Source organism: Planomonospora algeriensis, from assembly GCF_977012225.1.
Map to the genome: position 1 here is coordinate 1 of NZ_CDRNDK010000082.1, position 18610 is coordinate 18610.

General features: G+C 71.3%; 14 protein-coding genes and 1 pseudogene. 9 read left to right on the plus strand and 6 right to left on the minus strand.

Annotated elements, in window-relative coordinates; genetic code table 11:
- The 3 genes and pseudogenes from ACWJ6R_RS11745 to ACWJ6R_RS11755 all read left to right on the plus strand — a co-directional run.
- A pseudogene (locus tag ACWJ6R_RS11745) lies at positions 1 to 521 on the plus strand (IS3 family transposase); the annotation flags it as partial.
- Positions 522 to 807: 286 nt separating this feature from the next.
- Positions 808 to 1485 carry a transposase gene (locus ACWJ6R_RS11750; protein WP_449062248.1) on the plus strand — a complete coding sequence of 226 codons (678 nt, stop codon included), beginning with the start codon at positions 808 to 810 and terminating at the stop codon, positions 1483 to 1485.
- A gap of 169 nt (positions 1486 to 1654) precedes the next feature.
- The gene (locus tag ACWJ6R_RS11755) at positions 1655 to 1783 is read left to right on the plus strand and encodes a hypothetical protein (RefSeq protein WP_449062249.1); all 129 of its coding nucleotides are present in this window, start codon (positions 1655 to 1657) and stop codon (positions 1781 to 1783) included.
- A 281-nt stretch (positions 1784 to 2064) separates the two neighbouring features.
- Here the strand turns inward: ACWJ6R_RS11755 and ACWJ6R_RS11760 are convergent, their stop codons facing one another.
- Positions 2065 to 4518 (minus strand): N-6 DNA methylase, encoded by a 2454-nt coding sequence (locus ACWJ6R_RS11760; protein WP_449062250.1) that lies wholly within the window; start codon positions 4516 to 4518, stop codon positions 2065 to 2067.
- A 138-nt stretch (positions 4519 to 4656) separates the two neighbouring features.
- Positions 4657 to 5064 carry an STAS domain-containing protein gene (locus tag ACWJ6R_RS11765; RefSeq protein WP_449062251.1) on the minus strand — a complete coding sequence of 136 codons (408 nt, stop codon included), beginning with the start codon at positions 5062 to 5064 and terminating at the stop codon, positions 4657 to 4659.
- Positions 5065 to 5529: 465 nt separating this feature from the next.
- On the opposite strand from ACWJ6R_RS11765, the gene ACWJ6R_RS11770 reads away from it, so the two are divergent.
- From ACWJ6R_RS11770 to ACWJ6R_RS11790, 5 genes are all read left to right on the plus strand, one after another.
- On the plus strand, positions 5530 to 6792 hold the full coding sequence (locus tag ACWJ6R_RS11770) for an extracellular solute-binding protein (protein WP_449062252.1): 1263 nt from the start codon (positions 5530 to 5532) through the stop codon (positions 6790 to 6792).
- Between the two features lie 100 nt (positions 6793 to 6892).
- Positions 6893 to 7798 carry a carbohydrate ABC transporter permease gene (locus ACWJ6R_RS11775; RefSeq protein WP_449062253.1) on the plus strand — a complete coding sequence of 302 codons (906 nt, stop codon included), beginning with the start codon at positions 6893 to 6895 and terminating at the stop codon, positions 7796 to 7798.
- A 64-nt stretch (positions 7799 to 7862) separates the two neighbouring features.
- Complete coding sequence (locus tag ACWJ6R_RS11780; RefSeq protein ID WP_449062254.1) at positions 7863 to 8753, plus strand: carbohydrate ABC transporter permease; 891 nt, start codon at positions 7863 to 7865, stop codon at positions 8751 to 8753.
- Between the two features lie 207 nt (positions 8754 to 8960).
- A complete protein-coding gene (locus ACWJ6R_RS11785) occupies positions 8961 to 10868 on the plus strand; it encodes an N-6 DNA methylase (protein WP_449062255.1) in 1908 nt (635 codons plus the stop codon).
- 13 nt (positions 10869 to 10881) lie between these two features.
- Entirely contained in the window at positions 10882 to 11313 is a 432-nt protein-coding gene (locus tag ACWJ6R_RS11790) for a GNAT family N-acetyltransferase (RefSeq protein ID WP_449062256.1), read from the plus strand.
- A 34-nt stretch (positions 11314 to 11347) separates the two neighbouring features.
- Here the strand turns inward: ACWJ6R_RS11790 and ACWJ6R_RS11795 are convergent, their stop codons facing one another.
- The 4 genes from ACWJ6R_RS11795 to ACWJ6R_RS11810 all read right to left on the minus strand — a co-directional run bounded on the left by ACWJ6R_RS11795 (position 11348) and on the right by ACWJ6R_RS11810 (position 16271).
- Positions 11348 to 13060 (minus strand): HAD hydrolase family protein, encoded by a 1713-nt coding sequence (locus ACWJ6R_RS11795; protein ID WP_449062257.1) that lies wholly within the window; start codon positions 13058 to 13060, stop codon positions 11348 to 11350.
- 99 nt (positions 13061 to 13159) lie between these two features.
- Positions 13160 to 14161, minus strand: a complete 1002-nt coding sequence (locus tag ACWJ6R_RS11800) for a DUF418 domain-containing protein (protein ID WP_449062258.1) — start codon at positions 14159 to 14161, stop codon at positions 13160 to 13162.
- 153 nt (positions 14162 to 14314) lie between these two features.
- On the minus strand, positions 14315 to 14836 hold the full coding sequence (locus tag ACWJ6R_RS11805; RefSeq protein ID WP_449062259.1) for a DUF3152 domain-containing protein: 522 nt from the start codon (positions 14834 to 14836) through the stop codon (positions 14315 to 14317).
- 535 nt (positions 14837 to 15371) lie between these two features.
- Positions 15372 to 16271: an alpha/beta hydrolase family protein gene (locus tag ACWJ6R_RS11810; RefSeq protein ID WP_449062260.1), complete on the minus strand. Its 900-nt coding sequence runs from the start codon at positions 16269 to 16271 to the stop codon at positions 15372 to 15374.
- A gap of 387 nt (positions 16272 to 16658) precedes the next feature.
- Between ACWJ6R_RS11810 and ACWJ6R_RS11815 the strand changes: the two genes are divergently transcribed.
- A partial coding sequence (locus tag ACWJ6R_RS11815) for a putative bifunctional diguanylate cyclase/phosphodiesterase (RefSeq protein ID WP_449062261.1) occupies positions 16659 to 18610 on the plus strand: 1952 nt, incomplete at its 3' end.

Sequence of the window (18610 nt, forward strand, 5' to 3'; positions counted from 1 at the left end):
GGGTGTCCCGCTCGGGCTACTACGAGTGGCGTCAGCGGCCGGCCTCGGCCACCGCGCAACGCCGCGCACTGCTGGCCGCTCTGGTCGCCGAGATCTTCCACGACGCGCACGAGACCTACGGATATCGGCGGGTGCACGCGGAGCTGCTGCGGCGCGGCGAGTCCTGCTCGGCCGAGCTGGTGCGGGCGCTGATGCGCGAGCAGGGCCTGGTCCCGGCCCAGGTGCGGGCGTTTCGGCCGACCACCACCGCCCAGGGCGCCTTTCGCGGCATTCCTGACCTGGTCGGGCGCGACTTCACCGCCACGCGGCCGGGACTCAAGCTGGTCGGCGACATCACCTACATCCCTACCTGGGAGGGGTTCCTCTATCTGGCCACCGTGATCGACTGCCACAGCAAGGCGGTCCTGGGCTGGGCGATGGCCGGGCACTACCGCACCGAGCTGATCAAAGACGCGATGCGGATGGCGGCCGGTAGCGGCCTGCTCCAGCCGGGTGCCGTCTTCCACTCCGACCGCGGCTCGAACCTTGGGTTCAAGGGGTCGTCGCAACACTGCCTTCTTGGATCAACAATAACTGCTCGTTCAGAGGGCGTTTTGATAGGCTGTGTAGTCATAGGTCGTGTTTGTCGAAGGGAAGAAATGGATTGCTTGTGATACATCTCCCGCTTTGTGTATCACCCTCCTGGTGGGCCGGTGTCCGTCTCATGAGACGAACCACCCCGGATTCCGTCTGGCGTGGACATGTCCTGGACGCGCCGCATTTCGGAGGTTGCACAGCAGCGCGGAAGGAGTGGCATAGAGGTCGGGCATGAACCCCCGACGCGCCTACCCTTCCGACATCTTCGACGCCCGATGGGTCCTGACCGAACCCATCCTCACCGCCTGGCGGCAGGCGCGGCTCGACCGGCGGCACACCGGGGCGCCCGCTCCCACCGACCTGCGCGACATCTTCAACACGATCTTGTATCTGAACCGGACCGGCATCGCCTGGGCCTGCCTCCCGCACGACTTCCCGCCCCACGGCACCGTCTACTCCTACTACGCCGCCAAGAAGATCGTCGGCCGCAAGCGCAGCGTCGCGACGGACGCGCTCGGCCTGCTCCTGGCGGTGACCGTCTGTGCCGCGTCCGTCTCGGAGAACCAGGCCGGCATCCAGGTCCTGGACCAGGCAAAGGCCGACCACCCGACACTTGCTCTGACCTGGGTCGACATCGGATTCAAGAAGCAGTTCGCCGACCATGCCGCCACCTTGGGCGTCCACACCCGGGTAGTTCACCGAGACCCCGGCACCCGCGGCTTCCACGTTCTTCCGCGACGATGGGTGATCGAGCGCACGTTCGGGTGGCTCATGCTCCACCGCCGCCTCGCCCGCGACTACGAGACCCTGCCGGTCAGCTCCGAAGCCATGATCCACATCGCGATGATCGACAACACTAGCAAACGCATCACGGGCGAAAACACTCCAACCTGGCGAGGGACGTACTAAGACAAACAGGTGCAAACCAAATGCCCTCTGATCTCGGGCTCGGTGTACGCCAAGGTCTGGAAGGAGGCGCGGACCTACGCGTTCACGCCCGAGCAGGTCGCCTCACCGCTGGCGGCCCGGCCGTACGACCTGCGGCACGCGGCGGTGTCACTGTTGGCTGAACGCCGGGGTGCACGCCCCGGAGGCGGTCGAACGTGCCGGACACGGGGTGGACGTGATGCTCAAGGTCTACGCCAAGTGCATCGACGGCCAACGCGACGTGGCCAACCAACGCACCCTCGACGCGCTCGCCGTATGAAGATCACCAAAAGCGCCACCAGGACCCCAAGATCCCTCGGGGTCCTTCGGCGTTCCGGCCCCCGAATCGTTCCGCGAGACTCCGAAATCCCCGGCACCACCTGGGAAAACGGAGCCGTGGGCATTCCGCGTATGTTCCGCGACGGGTGGTATGCGGCTGCATCCGGCTGCCTGCGGTGGCAGGGGAGGGGAGGAGCGATCACATGCAAAAGACCAGGTCGGATACCAAATGACCTGGTCTAGGTTGCGCGCCCTGCAGGATTCGAACCTGCGACCGTCGGATTAGAAGTCCGGCGCCGTGTGGGATCGTGAGGCGCGGAAGAGAGCGAGGGTCTGGGGGAGTTGCGAATGGACGGGGTCGGGCAGTGCGTCCGGGGCGAACCAGCCGAGCTCGTCGAACTTGTGCGGTTCCCCGATCACGACGGCCGCGGGGTCGACGCGGACCGCGAAGACGACCGCGACCCAATGGGAGGGCGGCTCCCGCCGGACGACGTTGCGGACCCCGATCTGCTCCAGCTCCAGCACGTCGGCGGAGTACTCCTCGCGGACCTCGCGGGCGATGGCCGCCTCGAACGACTCGCCGTACTCCAGCGCGCCCGCTCCGCAGTCCCAGGCACCGGGCTCGTCCCGCGCACCCTGGCCCCGACGGGCCAGCAGGATCCGGCCGCGGCCGTCATGGCAGACGAACACGCAGGAGACGGAGGGCTCCGGAGGCCGACCGGCGGTGCGAGCCCTTCCGGACGCGGTGCCTTCGGACGCGGTGCTTGCGGACGCGGTGCTTCCTGAGATGGGACGGGCGGTGTCCGCGGGCCCGTGCGAGGGTGGGATGAGGGCTCCCGTGGCGAGACCGCGGGCGATCGCGCTCGCCGCCAGGTCGCCGTTGAGAACGAGCCGCCGCAGCTCCGCCTCGAACGCGAAGATCCGGCGGAAGAGGTCTCCGTAGCGGCGCTGCTCGTCCGAGGCCAGGCGCGGCACCTGGGCCCGGCGCGGGTCGAAGCGGGTCGCACCCGACTGCGTGCCGGACACCGAGGCGGCGGGCAGGGTCCGCAGGAACCCCGCCAGGAAGAACGGGTCGAGCCGACCGGGATCCGGGCGGAGGAGGGTGAGCCGCGGGCCGAGGAGCAAGCCTGATTCCTCGACCACCCGGACCGCCAGGCCGCCGCCCCGGGCGGCGACCACCACGTCTCCCGGTTCGATCCTGGTCCGGTCCGCGGGCTGCGTGAGCGCCTCGGCCCGGCCGCCGTCGAACACCTGCTGGTCGGTCAGGACGAGGTCCCCGGAACCGTCGATCTCGAAGCGCCCGGCCTGGTGCAGCGAGAGCGCTCCGATCCGCTCCAGCTCCGACAGCGCGACGGCCGGCATCTCCCGGCCCGGTCCGGGAACGGCCTCGGGGACCAGCGCGGCGAGCCGCTCGAGCTGCGCGGCGAGGCGCTCGCGGAAGGCGAGGTAGCCCTCCGCCGATACCTGGTCGGCCGCTCCCAGATGGCGGGAGGGAGTGACGTCGACGTCCTCGTCGATCAGGTCGATGATCGGCACCGTACGGCTCCGGCCGGGACGATCGAGATCGGCCTCCGGGTCCGTCCGGAACGCATACCACAGGTCGGCGACCGCTCCGAAGCTCCCCGGATCGGCCTCGGCCATCAGCACGCGCGACGGGGTGCGGCCCTCTCCCGCGGGCCTGCGCAGCACCCAGACGTGCACGGGCAGCCCGGTTCCGGTGGCCATCCTCGGAGGCAGGCCGATCACCGCCTGGAGCGCGCCGCGCCGCAGCAGGTTGCTGCGGATACGGCGGCCGGAGCGGCGGGCGGCGGCGATCGCGGGCATCAGCAGCACCGCTACGCCACCGGGCTCCAGGTGGGCGAGCGCGTGCTGGACCCAGGCGAGTTCGGACTCCGTCTTGGGAGGCAGGCCGTACTCCCAGCGTGGGTCGCCCGTCAGCTCGTCGTATCCCCAGTTGCGTTCGTTGAACGGCGGATGGCACACGACGGCGTCGACGGTCACGCCGGACCAGGCGTCCTGCCGGAGGGAGTCGCCCGCGCCGACCTCGCCGTCCGCTCCGGTCAGGGCCAGTCGCGACTGCGCCAGCCTGGCGAGGGAGGCGTCGCTCTCCTGACCGTAGGCGCGTTCGGCTCCGGACGTCTCCGACGCCCCGGACGTTCCCGGCACCCCGGAGGCCTCCGCGGACCGGGATCCCCCCGGCGATCTGCACACCGCGGCCAGGAGGACGCCGAGGCCGCAGGCCGGGTCGAGGACCGATCGCAGGCCCGGCCCGGCCAGCCCGGCCATGAACTCCGCGACCTCGGCCGGGGTCTCGACCAGGCGCCGGGAGTGCACGTCGGCGTAGCGGTCGAGGAGGAAGCGGACGGCATGGCCGGGGCCCTGCTCCGCGGCGTACCGCTCGATGAGTCTCCACGCGACGGTCGGGACGAGACGAGCCTTCCCCTCGCCGCGCAGGATCTCCGTGACCTCCGCGACGGCCTCGCCGAGCCGGAGGTCGTCGACGGCGGTCCGGATCTGCTGCCAGGCGCGCTCGCGCAGCGGCAGCTCCTGGACCTTGCCTTGCGCGAGCAACCACGCTTCGACGGCCTGGAGGGAGAAGGCCGGGCTGCTCGCCGTACCCCCCACGGGTTCGGGGAAATCCTCGTGCCGGCGCCGCCAGTTGCTCACGGCCGCGCGGCCGACGCCTGCCATCCGTGCGATGTCGGCCGCGGTGACGGTCGCCTCATCGCCTGGCATCGCCGACCTCCATCATCTCGTCCCGGCACGCTGCATGTGCGGACGCCAACGTATCCCACAACGTGAAACCTGGTCGATCTGCACCGAGGGGCCGGTGTATCGCGTTCACGCGGATACGGTCAGGAAAACGGGTCCGCGTCAGGGCGCCGGGCAGGGGTCTCCGTCGGCGGGCCGGTCGGCGGCGGCCTGCCGGAGGGCAGCGTCCGGGCCGTCGTGGATCTCGAAGGCCTTGCGCAGACCGGTGATCGACAGCACCCGGGACAGGACGCCGTGCACGCCGCTGAGCATCAGCCGGACGTCTGCGGCCTCGCTGCGTTGCAGCGCGTCGACCAGTTCGCTGAGGCCGACCGAGTCGCAGAAGGCGACCTCGGAGAGGTCCACGATGAGGACCGCCGTCCCAGGCGTGGCCCAGATGTGGCCCAGGTGCTCGCGCAGCACCGGCGCGGAGCGGTAGTCGAGCTCTCCGGAGGCGTGGACGACGATCACATCTCCGCACGTTTCGGACGAGAGGGTGAACGCCGAGCCGCGGTCAGGCTCGAACAGCATGGTCGTCTCCTCACGCCTGCGGGTTCAGGGCAGGTCGCCACTCTTTCTACCAGTGCGGGGAGCGTCGCGTGGCGGAGGGGTGGCGACACGTGCGGACACTCCCGTGCCCCGGTACCGGGCCCGGACGATCGTCCGGGCCGAGACCACCGCGAGTGTTGCCCGTTTGTGATCGATAACGCACAATAAGCGGCAAAAATGAGCATGCCGATACGTTCATTGAACGCTGCTGGCTGGTATAGACCAGTACGGTGGCCTGAGGGCCGGTGTTGCGAAACCGATATCGGCCGGTATGGACCGGAAGATGCTCGCCGCCTAACGTGGTCCGCATCGTGAAGGCCTCGATGCCGGACCGGCCTGCGGGCCCGGGCCGGTTCGGGCCGGAAAAGCGGTGCGCCGAGGTGCTCCTCGGTATCCCCCACTGGTACGGACCAGCTCGGGCCGTACGACGACCAAGGTGGTAAGCACGTGAACAAGAGGCTCGTTGGCGCGGTCACGCTCGGCCTGGCCGCCGCACTGGTAATGACCGCCTGCGGCTCCGAGGACCCCGCGGCGGGCGGGGACAAGGCCGCCGGCGGCGAGGTGACGCTGAAGCTGGTCGCCGCCGACTACGGCGACGGACCCACCGCCGAGAACAGCGGGGAGAAGTTCTGGAAGGGCGTCGTCGACGAGTTCCAGGCGGCCAACCCCGGCATCAAGGTCGACGTCCAGGTGATCAACTGGAACGACATCGACAAGCAGGTCGCCACCATGGTCCAGAACGGCCAGGTGCCCGACATCCTGCAGACCGGCGACTACTCGGGCTTCGTCAAGGACGGGCTGCTCTACAAGACCGACGAGGTCCTCTCGCCGAACACCTCCGCCGACATGCTGGAGAAGTTCGCCGACTTCGGCAAGGTCGAGGGCGTCGGCTACGGCATCCCGTTCGTCTCCTCCGCCCGCGCCCTGTTCTACAACAAGGACCTGTTCGACAAGGCCGGCATCGCCGAGGCGCCCAAGACCTGGGACGAGCTCAAGGCCGCCGCCGAGAAGCTGAAGGCCTCCGGCGTCTCCCAGCCGTTCGGCCTGCCGCTGGGCAACGAGGAGGCCCAGGCCGAGTCGTTCCTGTGGTTCATGGGCAACGGCGGCGGCTACAAGGACGCCTCCGGCGCCTGGACGATCGACTCCCCGGCCAACGTCGAGGCCTTCGAGTACCTCAAGGGCATGGTCAAGGCGGGCCTGACCACCCCCAACCCCGGCACCAAGAACCGCAAGGACGTCTGGGCGGACTTCGCCGCGGGCAAGGTCGGCATGGTCAACGGCGGGCCCATGTCGATCCCGATCTTCGAGAAGGGCGGCCTGACCAACTTCGGCGTCGCCCCCATCGCGGGCAAGACCGGCCCGCTCGACACCACGCTCGGCGTCGAGGACTGGATCATGGCCTTCAACAAGAACGGCCGCAAGGAAGAGATCAAGAAGTTCTTCGACTTCTTCTACGGCGGCACCGCGGCCCAGAAGATCAGCGACACCTACAAGCTGCTCCCGGTGACCAAGTCCGGCATCGAGAAGCTGTCGTCGGACGAGAAGCTCAAGCCGTTCCTGGACGCGCTGCCCAACGCGACCTTCTACCCCTTCCAGGACCCGAAGTGGTCCGAGGTGAACACCCAGATCAAGCAGACCATCGGCAGCGCGATCGACGGTGACCCGAAGGCGGTCCTCGGGGCGATCCAGAAGACCGCCACCGCGAACTAGCCCCTCGCGGCACTCCGACTCCGATCACCGGTGACCGGATGCGGCGGGCGCCCTCCTCGCGCGCCCGCCGCATCCGGCGCCATATTCGAAAGCAGGACGCATGCAGCAGACATTCACCCCGGGCAGGGTGGTGCGCGCGCTGGCCCCGCTGGCCTGGATCGGCCCGGCGGTGGCATTGATCGCCGTCGTCGTCGTCTGGCCGGTCGTGGTGATGGTCCAGTCGTCGTTCCTGAAGATCAGCAGGTTCGGCGTGGTTCAGGGCTCGAACGGGTTCGACAACTACACCAAGCTGTTCGCCGAACCCGACTTCGGCGGGGTGATGGCCAGGAGCCTGCTGTGGGTGGTCGCCGTGGTGGTCCTCACCGTGACGCTCTCCCTGGGGCTGGCGCAGCTGTTCAACCAGCGCTTCCCGGGCCGCCGGTTCGCCCGCTGGGCGCTGATCGCGCCGTGGGCGGCCTCGGTCCTGATGACGGCGATCATCTTCAAGTGGATGCTCGATCCCGAGGTCGGCCTGATCAACATGATCCGGCGGAACCTCGGCCTGCTGGACGCGCTCGGCGGCGCCGACGCCGACCCGCTCGGCAACGCGGCGACCGCGATGCCGTGGCTCGTCTTCGTCGCGGTGTTCGTCTCCCTGCCGTTCACCACCTACGCGCTGCTCGCGGGACTGTCGGCGATCCCCTCCGACGTCTACGAGGCCGCCAGGATGGACGGCGCATCCAGGTTCCGGACGTACTGGTCGATCACGCTGCCGCTGCTGCGGCCGGCCCTGGTCGTGGCGACGCTCATCAACGTGATGAACGTCTTCAACAGCTTCCCGATCATCTGGGCCATGACCCACGGCCAGCCCGGCTACTCCACCGCCACCTCGACCATCTTCATGTACATCCTCAAGGGCTCCGACATCGGCGAGTCGGCGGCCATGTCCGTCGTCAACTTCGGAATGGTGATCGTGCTGACGATCGTCTTCCTCAAGGTCAGCAAGTGGAGGACGGAGGTCTCATGACCGAACATCGTGAGGTCGTCGGTGGGCGCTGCCCCCGGGGCATGGGGCCGACGAAGGAGGGCTCATGACCCTCACCGAGAGCGCTCCCGCGGCACCGGCGCGCAGGCCGGCGGCGGCCCCGGCCCCCGCGCGGGCCCGCAGGCTCCCGTCCGTCAAGACCGTGATCATCGCGGCGAGCGCCTACCTCGTCGCGTTCGTCTTCCTCTTCCCCTATCTGGTGATGATCCTCACCGCGCTCCGGCCGCAGGAGGAACTGCGCGACGCGACCTTCCTGCCGACGACGTTCGCGTGGTCGAACTTCACGAACTTCTGGACCGGCGGGCTGGCGCAGAACCTGGGCGTCACCCTGCAGGTGGCGGCAGGGTCGACCGTCCTGGTGCTGCTGGTGGCGCTGCCCGCGGCGTACTACACGGCCCGGCACGAGTTCCGGGGCCGGACGGCGTTCCTGATCCTGGTGCTGATCACGCAGATGTTCCAGCCCACCGCCATGCTGGTCGGCATCTACCGCGAGTTCTTCCAGTTCGGGCTGGTGGACACGGTGTGGTCGCTGATCCTGGTCAACGGGGGCTTCAACCTGGCGTTCGCGGTGTGGATCCTCAACGCCTACTTCTCCTCCATCCCGCGTGAGCTGGAGGAGGCCGCCTTCATCGACGGCAACGGCCGGTTCGGCGCGCTGTTCCGGGTCACGCTGCCGCTGGCGATGCCCGGTGTGGTGACCGCGTTGATCTTCACTTTCATCGCGGCCTGGAACGAGTTCGTCGTGGCGCTGACGCTCACCACGACCCCGTCCAACCAGCCCCTGACGGTGGCGCTGAACTCCTTCATCGGGCAGTACCAGGTGGACTGGCAGAACCTGTTCGCGGGCTCGGTGATCGCCACCATCCCGGTGATCATCCTGTTCGCGCTCATCGAGAGGAAGGTCGTCGGCGGCCTGACCGCGGGTTCGATCAAGTGACCGGAGTGATCCGCCGGGTGAGAAATGGTGGAATTTAGTACCTCATACCGCAACATGGTTGATTCTGGACCGGTACATTCCGGGTGTGGGACGGACCGGAAAGCACGCGAGGCCGCGTGCCGGGCCGTCCCCGCCGACCGGGCACGCCGGTGGCGCCGCAGGGCGCCGGCCGGTCCGGGAGGCGGGTGACCCAGCGGGAGGTGGGAAGTGGCCACGCAGGACGGTCCGACGGTGACCTCGGGGGACATCGCCAGGCTCGCCGGGGTCGGCCGGGCCGCGGTGAGCAACTGGCGCCGCCGTTTCGGGGACTTCCCGGGGCCGGTCGGCGGCACCGCGTCCAGCCCGCTGTTCTCCCTGGCGGAGGTCGAGGCCTGGCTGCGAGCGCAGGGCAAGCTGGAGGAGCTCCCCGAGGACGAACTGCTCTGGCAGCGGGTGCGCAACTCGGCCGACGACCTGCGGCTGCTCTCCCTCGTCAGCCGGCTCGCGGCGGCCGTCGCCCACCGCAGGCTCAGGACGCTCCTGCAGGCCGGGGACGCCGAGGTCGCCGACGCGCTGCCCGATCTGGTCGTGGGCGACGAGGACGTCCCGCTGATCCGCGCCGCAGCCGCGCTCGCCGAGGTCCGCGGGCCCGAGGAGACCGTGGAGTTCCTCTACACCCGCTACACCCAGGCCCACGCGCGCCGCGTCCAGACGGTCTCCCCGGAGGTCGCCGGCCTCATGGCGGCGTTCGTCGAGCCCCGCGCCGCCGAGGTGTTCGATCCGTCCTGCGGGCACGGGGGACTCCTGATCGCCGCCGGCGACCCCGGCTCGGTCCGGGCGGTGGGCCAGGAACGCGACGGCGACGTGGCCCGGCTGGCGGGCGCCCGGCTGGCGGTGCGCGGCATCGCCGCCGAGATCAGGCGGGGCGACGCCCTGACCCGCGACGCCTTCCCGCGGCTGCAGGCCGACGCCGTGCTGTGCAGCCCGCCCTTCAGCGAGCGCGGCTGGGGATACGAGGAACTGGCGGACGACCCGCGCTGGCAGTACGGCCTGCCTCCGCGCGGGGAGTCCGAGCTGGCCTGGGTCCAGCACTGCCTGGCCCACGCCCGGCCGGGCGGACAGGTCATCGTCCTGATGCCGCCCGCCGCCGCGAACCGCAGATCCGGCCGCCGGATCCGCTCCCGGTTCATCCGGACGGGCGCGCTGCGCGCGATCGTGGCCCTGCCGCCGGGGTCGGCCCCCCAGTCCGCGATGCCGCCCCACCTGTGGCTGCTCCGCCGGCCGGACGACGGCGATCCGATCCCGACGCACGTGCTGATGATCGACGCCACCCGGTCGAAGGACGCGGCGGTGCCGGCCTGGCGGTCCTTCGTGCAGGACCCGCGGCATGAGACGGCCGGCAGCCGCGCCGTTCCGGTCATCGACTTGCTCGACGAGGACGTCGACCTCACCCCGGCCCGCCACCTGGCCCGCCCCGCCGCGGACGCCGGCGGTGTCGCCAGGACCGCGGAGGAGCTGCTGGCGGCCGTCACCGAGCTGACCCGTCTGCTGCCCTCGGTCACCGAGACGCCGCGCAGCCCGCTTGCGGCGGTCCCGCTGAGCGAGCTGGCGAGGACGGGCGCGCTGAGCGTCGTCCAGACGCCGGGGCGGATGGAGACCGGCCGGGGCGAGCTGGCACTGCTGACCGCCGAGGACCTGATCCTGGGACGGGCAGCCACGGGCAGGGGAGCGGACGGGCCCGATCTGGTGGTCGCCGGACCCGGCGACGTCGTCGTCCCCGTCACGGGACGCACCCCGGCCGCCGCGGTGGTCGAGGAGGAGACCGCTCTCGGCCCCCACCTGCTCCTCATCCGGCCGGACCCCGGCTCCTTCGATCCCCACTTCGTCGCCGGGTTCCTGCGCGCCTCGACCGCCCGGGCGGCCGGCTCGGCCCCGTCCGCCTCCCGCCCGGACGCGAGGCGGATGCGGCTGCCCCGGCTGCCCCTCGCCGAGCAGCGGCGCTACGGGCAGGTCTTCCGCGAGCTGGACCTCTTCGCCGACGCGCTCCGCCGTACCGGCGAGACGGGCGAGCTGCTCCGCGGGCTCGTCCTGGACGGCCTGGTCGGCGGCGACCTGCGGCCGGGCCCGCGCGGCTGACTACGATAGGGGCGTGATCATCGAAGAACGGCCCCTGGCGGACGAGGGCCTGTCCGCGCTGGTCGCCGCGGCCTTCGCGGAACTGGTCGTCAAGTACGGCCCCGAGGGCCGGTCCGGAGTGCACCCGCGGGCGCGCTTCCTCGTTGCGGTGAGCGGGGACCGGGCCGTCGGCTGCGGCGCGGTGCAGCCGGTGGACGAGGCGACCGGCGAGGTCAAGCGGATGTACGTCGCCCCCGGCCACCGCAGGCGCGGCGTCGCCCGCTCGCTGCTGGAGGCGCTGGAGGACCTGGCCCGGTCGCAAGGCCACACGGTGCTCCGCCTGGCGACCGGGCACCTGCAGCCGGAGGCCCTCGCGCTCTACCGGAGCTGCGGCTACCGGCCGATCCCGCCCTACGGCAAGTACGTCGAGGTGCCCACCACGTACTGCCTGGCCAAGCGGCTGTGACCGCCGCCGGGCAGGGGCCGGCGGACCGGACGGCTCAGCCCGGGCCGGTGGCGGCGGCGGTGTAGCGGTCCTCGACGAGCTCCCGCACGCGCCTCCTGGCCTCGGCCGGGGAGTCGCCGGGTTCCCGCTCGACCTCGGCCACCTCCGCGGCCAGCTCCTCGTCCTTGACCTGCTCGGCGATCCATTTCGAGTAGTCGCCCCGGCGCAGATGGTGGTTCCAGGTGTCGTCGTCGACGCCGTCGGCGAGCCGGCAGAACACGGCGAGGTTCTCGGCGCGCAGGTTCAGTGCCCCGTGCGGGCCCCGGAAGTAGAAGCTCTTGGCCTCCCCGAGGTCCCCGATCGCGTACTTGCGGCGGTGCCTCTGGCGTTCCTGCCGGGGCGGGATCAGCTCCACCCGGAGCGGATCGGCCGGCGGCTGCCAGAGCAGCAGGCGGCCCGTCGGCAGGTCGGGGAAGTCCTCCGGAGGCAGGATCTGACCGGTGGCGGCGGCGAAGGTGCCGAGCGCGTCGCCGGGGGACTCGCCCACCGCGGCGATCGCGTTCAGGGTCTGCAGCACCGGTCCGCTGACCGCCGCCGGATGCACGGTGACCATCAGCAGCGCGCCCACCTCCCGCAGCAGGCCCACCGACTCCAGGCCGAACCCGTCGGGCATCATGTGGTGGGCCTCGTCGACCACCAGCCAGTGCGGGTGCCCGTGGCGGGCCCGGAGCGCCGCCAGGCGGGGCAGGAACCCCTCGAAGAAGCCCGGCCGGTCGTCGAGGGAGACCCCCAGCAGGTTGACCACCACGCTCTCCCCGGGCTCCTGCAGCACCTGGACGATCTCGTCCTCGGTGGGCGCGCGGCGGCCGTCGCCGAGCACGACCGCGCCCTCGATCCCCTCGATGTAGTCGCCTTCCGGGTCGATCAGGCAGAACTGGTACCCGGCCTCGGCGATGCGTTCCAGCAGCGCGGCGGTGACGGTGGACTTGCCGCTGTGCGAGGGGCCGGTGATCAGCAGCCGCAGGCCGTACGGGGAGAACCGGAGCTCCCCGTCCTCGACGGTGCCCAGCAGCAGGTGGTGCCGGTCCACGTCCACCTCGGACAGGTCGGTCTCGACGATCCGGCCGGCCAGCTCGGCCACCCCGGCGCCCCGCTCGCCCTCGGTCACCAGGTCGCAGCGCTCCTTGACGGCGGGGAGCGCGTTGGCCACCGCCGCCGCGCACTCGCAGGCGACCAGGAACGCGTGGTCGTTCTCCGCGTCGCCCACCCCCACCGTGCTGTGCGCCGAGAGGCCGAGCTCCGCCAGCGCGGCGGCCAGGCCGCTGGCCTTGTTGACGCCCGAGGGCAGGACCATGACCGCGCCCTTGTTGAAGATCATTTGCATCTCCAGGCCGAGCTCCTGGATCGCGTGCAGCACGGTGTCGCCGTGCGGCTCCCGGGTGGCCACGATCACGGAGCCGACGCTGAGCGGCTGCACGCCCCGCTCGCGCAGGAGCTCGACGAGGCTCGCCGGCGGAGCCTCGGCCAGGGACGTGCTCGTCTGGTCGGCGGGACGGTACAGCACGGCCCCGTTCTCGGCGACGACCCGGTCGAACAGGTCCAGCCGGGGGAAGACCCGCAGGAGGTCCTCCAGTTCCCGTCCGGTGACCATGATCAGGCGCCGTCCGGAACGCACGAGGCGCTCGAGCGCGGCCACGGTGCCGTCCTCGACGCGGCCCTCGGCGGCCAGCGTCTCGTCGTAGTCACAAGCCAGGGCGTGATAGCGCATGTCGGATCGGGTACCCGGATCCGGCGGCGGCATCGTCTGGAACGGGTGAATTCCTGAGCCGGAAGACTTGAACGTCGCCGGTCCCGCCGGGGCGGGGGCTCAGACGGGCACGGGCGACCTGCGGTTCGGGACCCGTTCCAGCCAGGTGGCGCACCGCCACAGCCATTCCACCGGACCGTACCGGAACCGGGCCAGCCACCACCGGCTGAAGGCGATCTGGGCGGCCAGCACAGCCACCGCCAGCACCGGCACCGACAGCCGGGTCGGATCGGCGACCAGCAGCGGCAGCGCGCCCAGGATGGCCGCCGTGCTGAGCAGGTAGTTCGTCAGGGCCATCCGGCCGAGCGGGGTGAGGGCCCGCATCAGCAGGTCGCGCAGGCGGGTGCGCAGGAGCAGCAGCAGTCCGGTGCCGTAGGCCGCCGAGCAGGCCACCCCGCTCGCGGTGTACGCGCTCCGGAAGAACAGCAGGCCCCCGGTGGAGGAGGCGATCCACAGGTAGATGAGCCCTCCCGCCAGCGCGGTGCTGACCAGGAAGGCGGGCGCCAGCAGGCGCTCGGAGAGCGGGAACTCCATCGCGGCCATGCCCAGCAGGAACAACCCGCTGACCAGGGCCCCGCCGCCGCCGTGGCCGACCCCCCAGACGGTGGCGCCGACTCCGGCCAGCAGCACCATCAGGTCCGGCAGGAACGACGCGGGCAGCAGCACCATCGCGCCGAATCCCGCGTACGGCAGGAGCACCTCGTCCGGGTTCACCAGCCGGTGCGCGGCGCCGAGGCAGGCCAGCACGGCCAGCCTGCGCAGCAGGACCAGGCGGGGGTGCGTCGACCGGTCCTCGGCGGAGCGGAGGAACAGCACGAGGCTCATCCCGAACAGGAACGAGAAGATCGGGAAGAACTTGGCCTGGAAGAGGCTGTCGACGACCCAGTCGACGGAGTTGCGCGCCGGGTGCTCCAACCGGTCGCACGTGTGCTGCCAGGTGTTGACCACCATGATCCCGCACAGCGCGAAACCGCGGAGCGCGTCGAGCTCGTGAAGTCTGCGGGGTGCTGAGGGACCCCGCTCACCGGCCATACGACGGAGACCGTTACGGAATGCAGTCACGCGAGCACCGTATAGCCGACGATCGCCGGGAAACGGGGAAGCACGCCGTGCCTTGCCGGAGTCTGTGCCGACCTCCGACGATCCGCCCCGGTGGCCTTCCGCGTCCTCCCGGGTCGCGCCGCCTCATGGCGGGGCCGGTCGCCGGGGCGCCGGTCAGCGCTTGGGGAAGGGCCAGGCGTTGGGGCGGCAGCCGTACAGGGACTTGGTCTGCTGGAGCATGACCGGGGCGCGCCGGCCCGGTCCGGGGCAGGGCACGTGGCCGTGTCCCAGCCCGTGGCCGACCTCGTGGTTGACGACGTACTCGCGGTAGGAGGCGACGTCGCCGCGGTAACCCGGCACGCCCTGGTTCCATCGGACCGCGTTGACGACCGCCCGGCTGCCGTTCCAGCAGGACAGCGTCCCGTGGGTGCGCAGCGGCAGGCAGCGGCGGTCGGTCAGGGCCGGGCTGGACAGCGAGACGCGGATTCTCACCGGTCCGCGGGACACCCGCTTGAAGCGGAAACCCCAGCTCCGCCGGTCGTTGAGGATCCGGTGCACCTCGTCGGCGAACTCCTGCGGGTCGAACGGGAGCCCGCGCTCCACCTCGACGATGTACCGGACGACCTTCCCTTTGCGCCGGGGCGGCGCGGCCTCACCGGGCACGACCGCGTACCGGCCGCTCGCGGCCCTCGGCACCCGGACCTTCTCCGGCTGCAGCCGGCCGTTGGCGAGCAGCCGGGTGCGCTGGGCCTCGGGGGCCGGTTCGGGCGGGGGAGTGGGGGTGACGAGGGCCGGGGGTACCGTGACGGGCGCCGTCGCCGGCCCCGCTGACGGCGAGATCGGCGGCGAGGTCGACGGCTAGGTCGACGGAGGGGTGGGCGGAGGGGCGGGTGCCGCGGCCCGGGGCGCCGGTGTCCCCGGGGAGGACGCTCCGGGCGGGGCTTGCGGGGAGGGGGCGGGCTCCGGGAGCGGCAGGACCACGACCGCGCTTCCTCCGGCCAGGAGTGTGGCCAGGCAGCCGAAAACGAGCAGCCACAGACGGGGCCTGCGCAGTCGATTATCTATGTTCCCGGGCATAGGGAACAAACCATATTGCCCCTGAGGTATCACCAAAAACACCGGTAACGGGTGTTGCGGAACTGATCCCGGAGAAGGGGAACGGCGGCCGCCCGGAGGGGCGGCCGCCGTCGTCACGCGTCCCGCTCGGCGCGGGTCCGGGTGAGGGCGTGTCCTAGTGCGGGCAGGAGGAGCGGTACTCCTCGATCTGCGTGCTGCGCCCCGGGGCGGGGCACAGGAACTGGTCGTAGCGGAGGTCGTCGTCGACGAATCGCTTCATCCACGCGATGCTGTACTTGGCGAGCGTGCTGTTGGAGCTGTTCGGCGCGAAGTGGCTGGCGCCGTTGAGCTCCAGGTACGCCTTCTCCTGGGCGGAGGACAGGCTGTTGTAGAACGGCTCGGAGTGCGAGCCCACCGGGGCGACCGAGTCGTTCTCGGCACCGATGATCATCGTCGGGACCTGGACGCTCCCCCAGCTCTTGTCCGTGTGCCACGGGGTGAGCGGGATGGCGGCCTGCAGGGACGGGCGGCTCTGGGCCGCCGCGAGGGTGCCGCCGCCGCCCATGGAGTGGCCCATGACGCCGATGCGGCCGGCGTCGAGCCGGCTGCGGACCGTGAGGCTGCTCTCCTGCGCCAGGTGGTCGGCCGCCGCCAGGATCTGCCGGCCCCGGCTGTCGGGCTGGTCGTAGCGGGTGATGGTGTCGATGTTGAAGACCACGAAGCCGTGTGAGGCGAGCCGCTCGGCGAGCCAGGCCATGCTGGACCTGCTGGCGGTGTAGCCCGGCGCGACGATGACACCGCCGAAGGTGCCCTGGCTGGTGTCGGTCGGGTAGTAGATCGTCCCGCCGCCGAAGCCACTCGCGGCGAGGGAGGAGACGCGGGTGTCGGAGACGCTGAACGGGCCGCGGGAGGCCTCGAGGCTGGAGCTCGTGGGGTTCGGGCCGCGCTCGTGGCCGGCGGCGGCGTGAGCGGCGGGGGTGATCGCGCCCGCGCCGCCGACGAGGGTCAGTGCCAGCGCCAGCTTGGCGAAGGCCCGGGCCCGGCGGTTCACGGAGGTCGGGGGGTGTGACTGCACGTCGGTTGCTCCCTGCTCGTAGGAGGGGAACCGGGTGACGGCGTCCGCGCCGGCAGCCGTCCGGTCCGGAGCCGCCAGGTGCGGCCGCTCCGTGCCCTGGGGGGTTCCGCTGTTCCCCTCGAAACGTTTACAGGAAGTACTTTCGTGCTGTCAGGCCTGGTGTGCATCGGTGAAATCACCCATTCGGTCCGGAACCGGGGATCGGCCTTCGTCTCCGGGACCACCGAATCGTTCGCCCGCTTTGGTCAACTGCCGGTCCGGAGTGCCGATAAGGAGAAGCCAGATCTCACGGAAAGGACCACCTCCATGCGCCAGCCACCGCGCTCGACGCTCCGGCGAGCCCCGCAGCGGGGACGTGCCGAAAGCCGGGCCACGCGAGGCTGGCTGGTGTACCTCCTGGCCGGCGGTCTGCTGATCCTGCTCACCCCGCTGCTGCCGGCCCTGCCGGCCGTACTGGCCCAGGTGGGCGTGCAGGGGGCGACAGCGCTGATCATGGTCGTCATGATCCGCCGGCACGGGCTGAGCCGCCTGCGGCCGTGGCGGATGGTCATCGTCGCCGCCCTCTCCGCCTGGCTGGCGACCGCGCTGGGCTGGGCGGTCGGCTGGACGTGGCTGAAGCTCCCCCTGCTGCTGCACTTCTACAACGTCTTCACCCTCCTCGCCTACCTGCTCGGGCTCGCCGCGCTGGTGCTGCTGAGCCGGCGCAGCGGCGGCTCGCCCAGGTCGGCGCTGCTGGACGCGGGCATCATCACCGTGGGCGCGGCCATGCCCGCCTGGACCTTCCTGCTCCACCCCCTGCTCCACGGCGCCCCCCGGCTGGACACCGAGCTGGTCTTCACCGTCGCCACCCCTGTCATCGACCTGTTCATGCTGGGGCTGGCGGCGCGGCTGGCGTTCGGCAGGCGGCGGCCAGCCTGGCTGCTCCTGATCAGCCTGGCCTACGGGATGGTGTTCGTCTCCGACAGCAGCCACCTGCTCAACCTGGCCGCGGGCCGCCCGGACGGCGCGCTGACCCTGGTCGCCTGGATGGCGTGGCCGGTCCTGATCGGCGGCGCGGCGCTCCACCCCAGCCTCGGGGAGGCCGCCGAGATCGTGACGCCCGAGGTCGGCAACCGGACGCGGGTGGCCACGTTCCTGGCGCTGACCGTGATCAGCCCGCTGGTCTCGGTGGCGGGGCTCAGCCTGGCCGGTGACGGCTTGCCCAGCCGGTTCCACGCCGAGCTGGTGATCACCGGGCTGACCGTGCTGCTCGCCGTCCTGCTGGTGGTGCGCCTCAACCTCGTCGCCCGGCTGGCCGAGGTGCGCGCCGTCGAGCTGGACCGCCAGGCCGAGCAGCTCACCGCCCAGGCGGACGAGCTGTCGGCCGCACTGCGCCGCCAGGACGTGCTCCAGCGCCGCCTGGCCCACCGCGCCGCGCACGACCCGCTCACCGGCCTGGCCAACCGCACCCTGCTCGGCGAGGTCCTGCAGGATGCGGTCACCGACCACGCCGCCCGGCCGGACGCGCCCCCGCCCGCGCTGCTCCTGCTGGACCTGGACGGGTTCAAGGACGTCAACGACACCTACGGCCACCCGGTCGGCGACAAGCTCCTGACCATCGTGGCGCGCCGCCTGCGCGGCCTGGTCACCGGCGACCAGATCCTGGCCCGGCCCGGCGGCGACGAGTTCGCCGTCGTGCTGCCGGCCGCCACCGTCGAGCAGGCCCTCTCCGTGGCGCAGCAGGTGCTGACCGCCGTGCAGGCCCCCTACCGCCTGGGCGAGCGCGAGCTGTACCTGACGACCAGCATCGGCGTGCTGGCCGAGGTCCCGATGGAGGGGGCCTCCGAAGCGCTGCGCGACGCCGACCTGGCCCTGTACGCGGCCAAGTCCGCGGGCAAGAACCAGGTCACCGTGTTCGACAGCGCGCTGCGCGACGCCCGGCTGGAGCACACCCGGCTCGCCACCGGCCTGCGGCACGCCCTGGCCAGACAGGAGCTCGCCCTGGTCTACCAGCCGGTCGTCGACCTGGCCACCGGCGACATCCGCAAGGTGGAGGCCCTGCTGCGCTGGACCCCGGCAGGAGGGTCCCCGGTCCGCCCGGACGTGTTCATCCCCATCGCCGAGGAGACGGGCCTCATCATCGATATCGGCCTGTGGGTCCTGGAGCAGGCCTGCGCCGACGCCCGCCGCTGGCACGAGAACCACGGCATCACGGTGGCCGTCAACGTCTCGGGCCGCCAGCTGCGCGACGAGACCTTCAGCGACGCGGTGCTGGACCTGCTCGACCGCCATGAGCTGCCCCAGCACGCGCTGACCCTGGAGATCACCGAGAGCATGCTGCTGGCCACCACCGCCGCCGA

Excerpts from the sequence above, each read along its gene's own strand:
- ACWJ6R_RS11775 (WP_449062253.1), top strand. The coding sequence starts at position 6,893 with ATGCAGCAGACATTCACCCCGGGCAGGGTGGTGCGCGCGCTGGCCCCG.
- ACWJ6R_RS11760 (WP_449062250.1), bottom strand. The coding sequence starts at position 4,518 with ATGCCAGGCGATGAGGCGACCGTCACCGCGGCCGACATCGCACGGATG.
- ACWJ6R_RS11780 (WP_449062254.1), top strand. The coding sequence starts at position 7,863 with ATGACCCTCACCGAGAGCGCTCCCGCGGCACCGGCGCGCAGGCCGGCG.
- ACWJ6R_RS11795 (WP_449062257.1), bottom strand. The coding sequence starts at position 13,060 with ATGCGCTATCACGCCCTGGCTTGTGACTACGACGAGACGCTGGCCGCC.
- ACWJ6R_RS11765 (WP_449062251.1), bottom strand. The coding sequence starts at position 5,064 with ATGCTGTTCGAGCCTGACCGCGGCTCGGCGTTCACCCTCTCGTCCGAA.
- ACWJ6R_RS11750 (WP_449062248.1), top strand. The coding sequence starts at position 808 with ATGAACCCCCGACGCGCCTACCCTTCCGACATCTTCGACGCCCGATGG.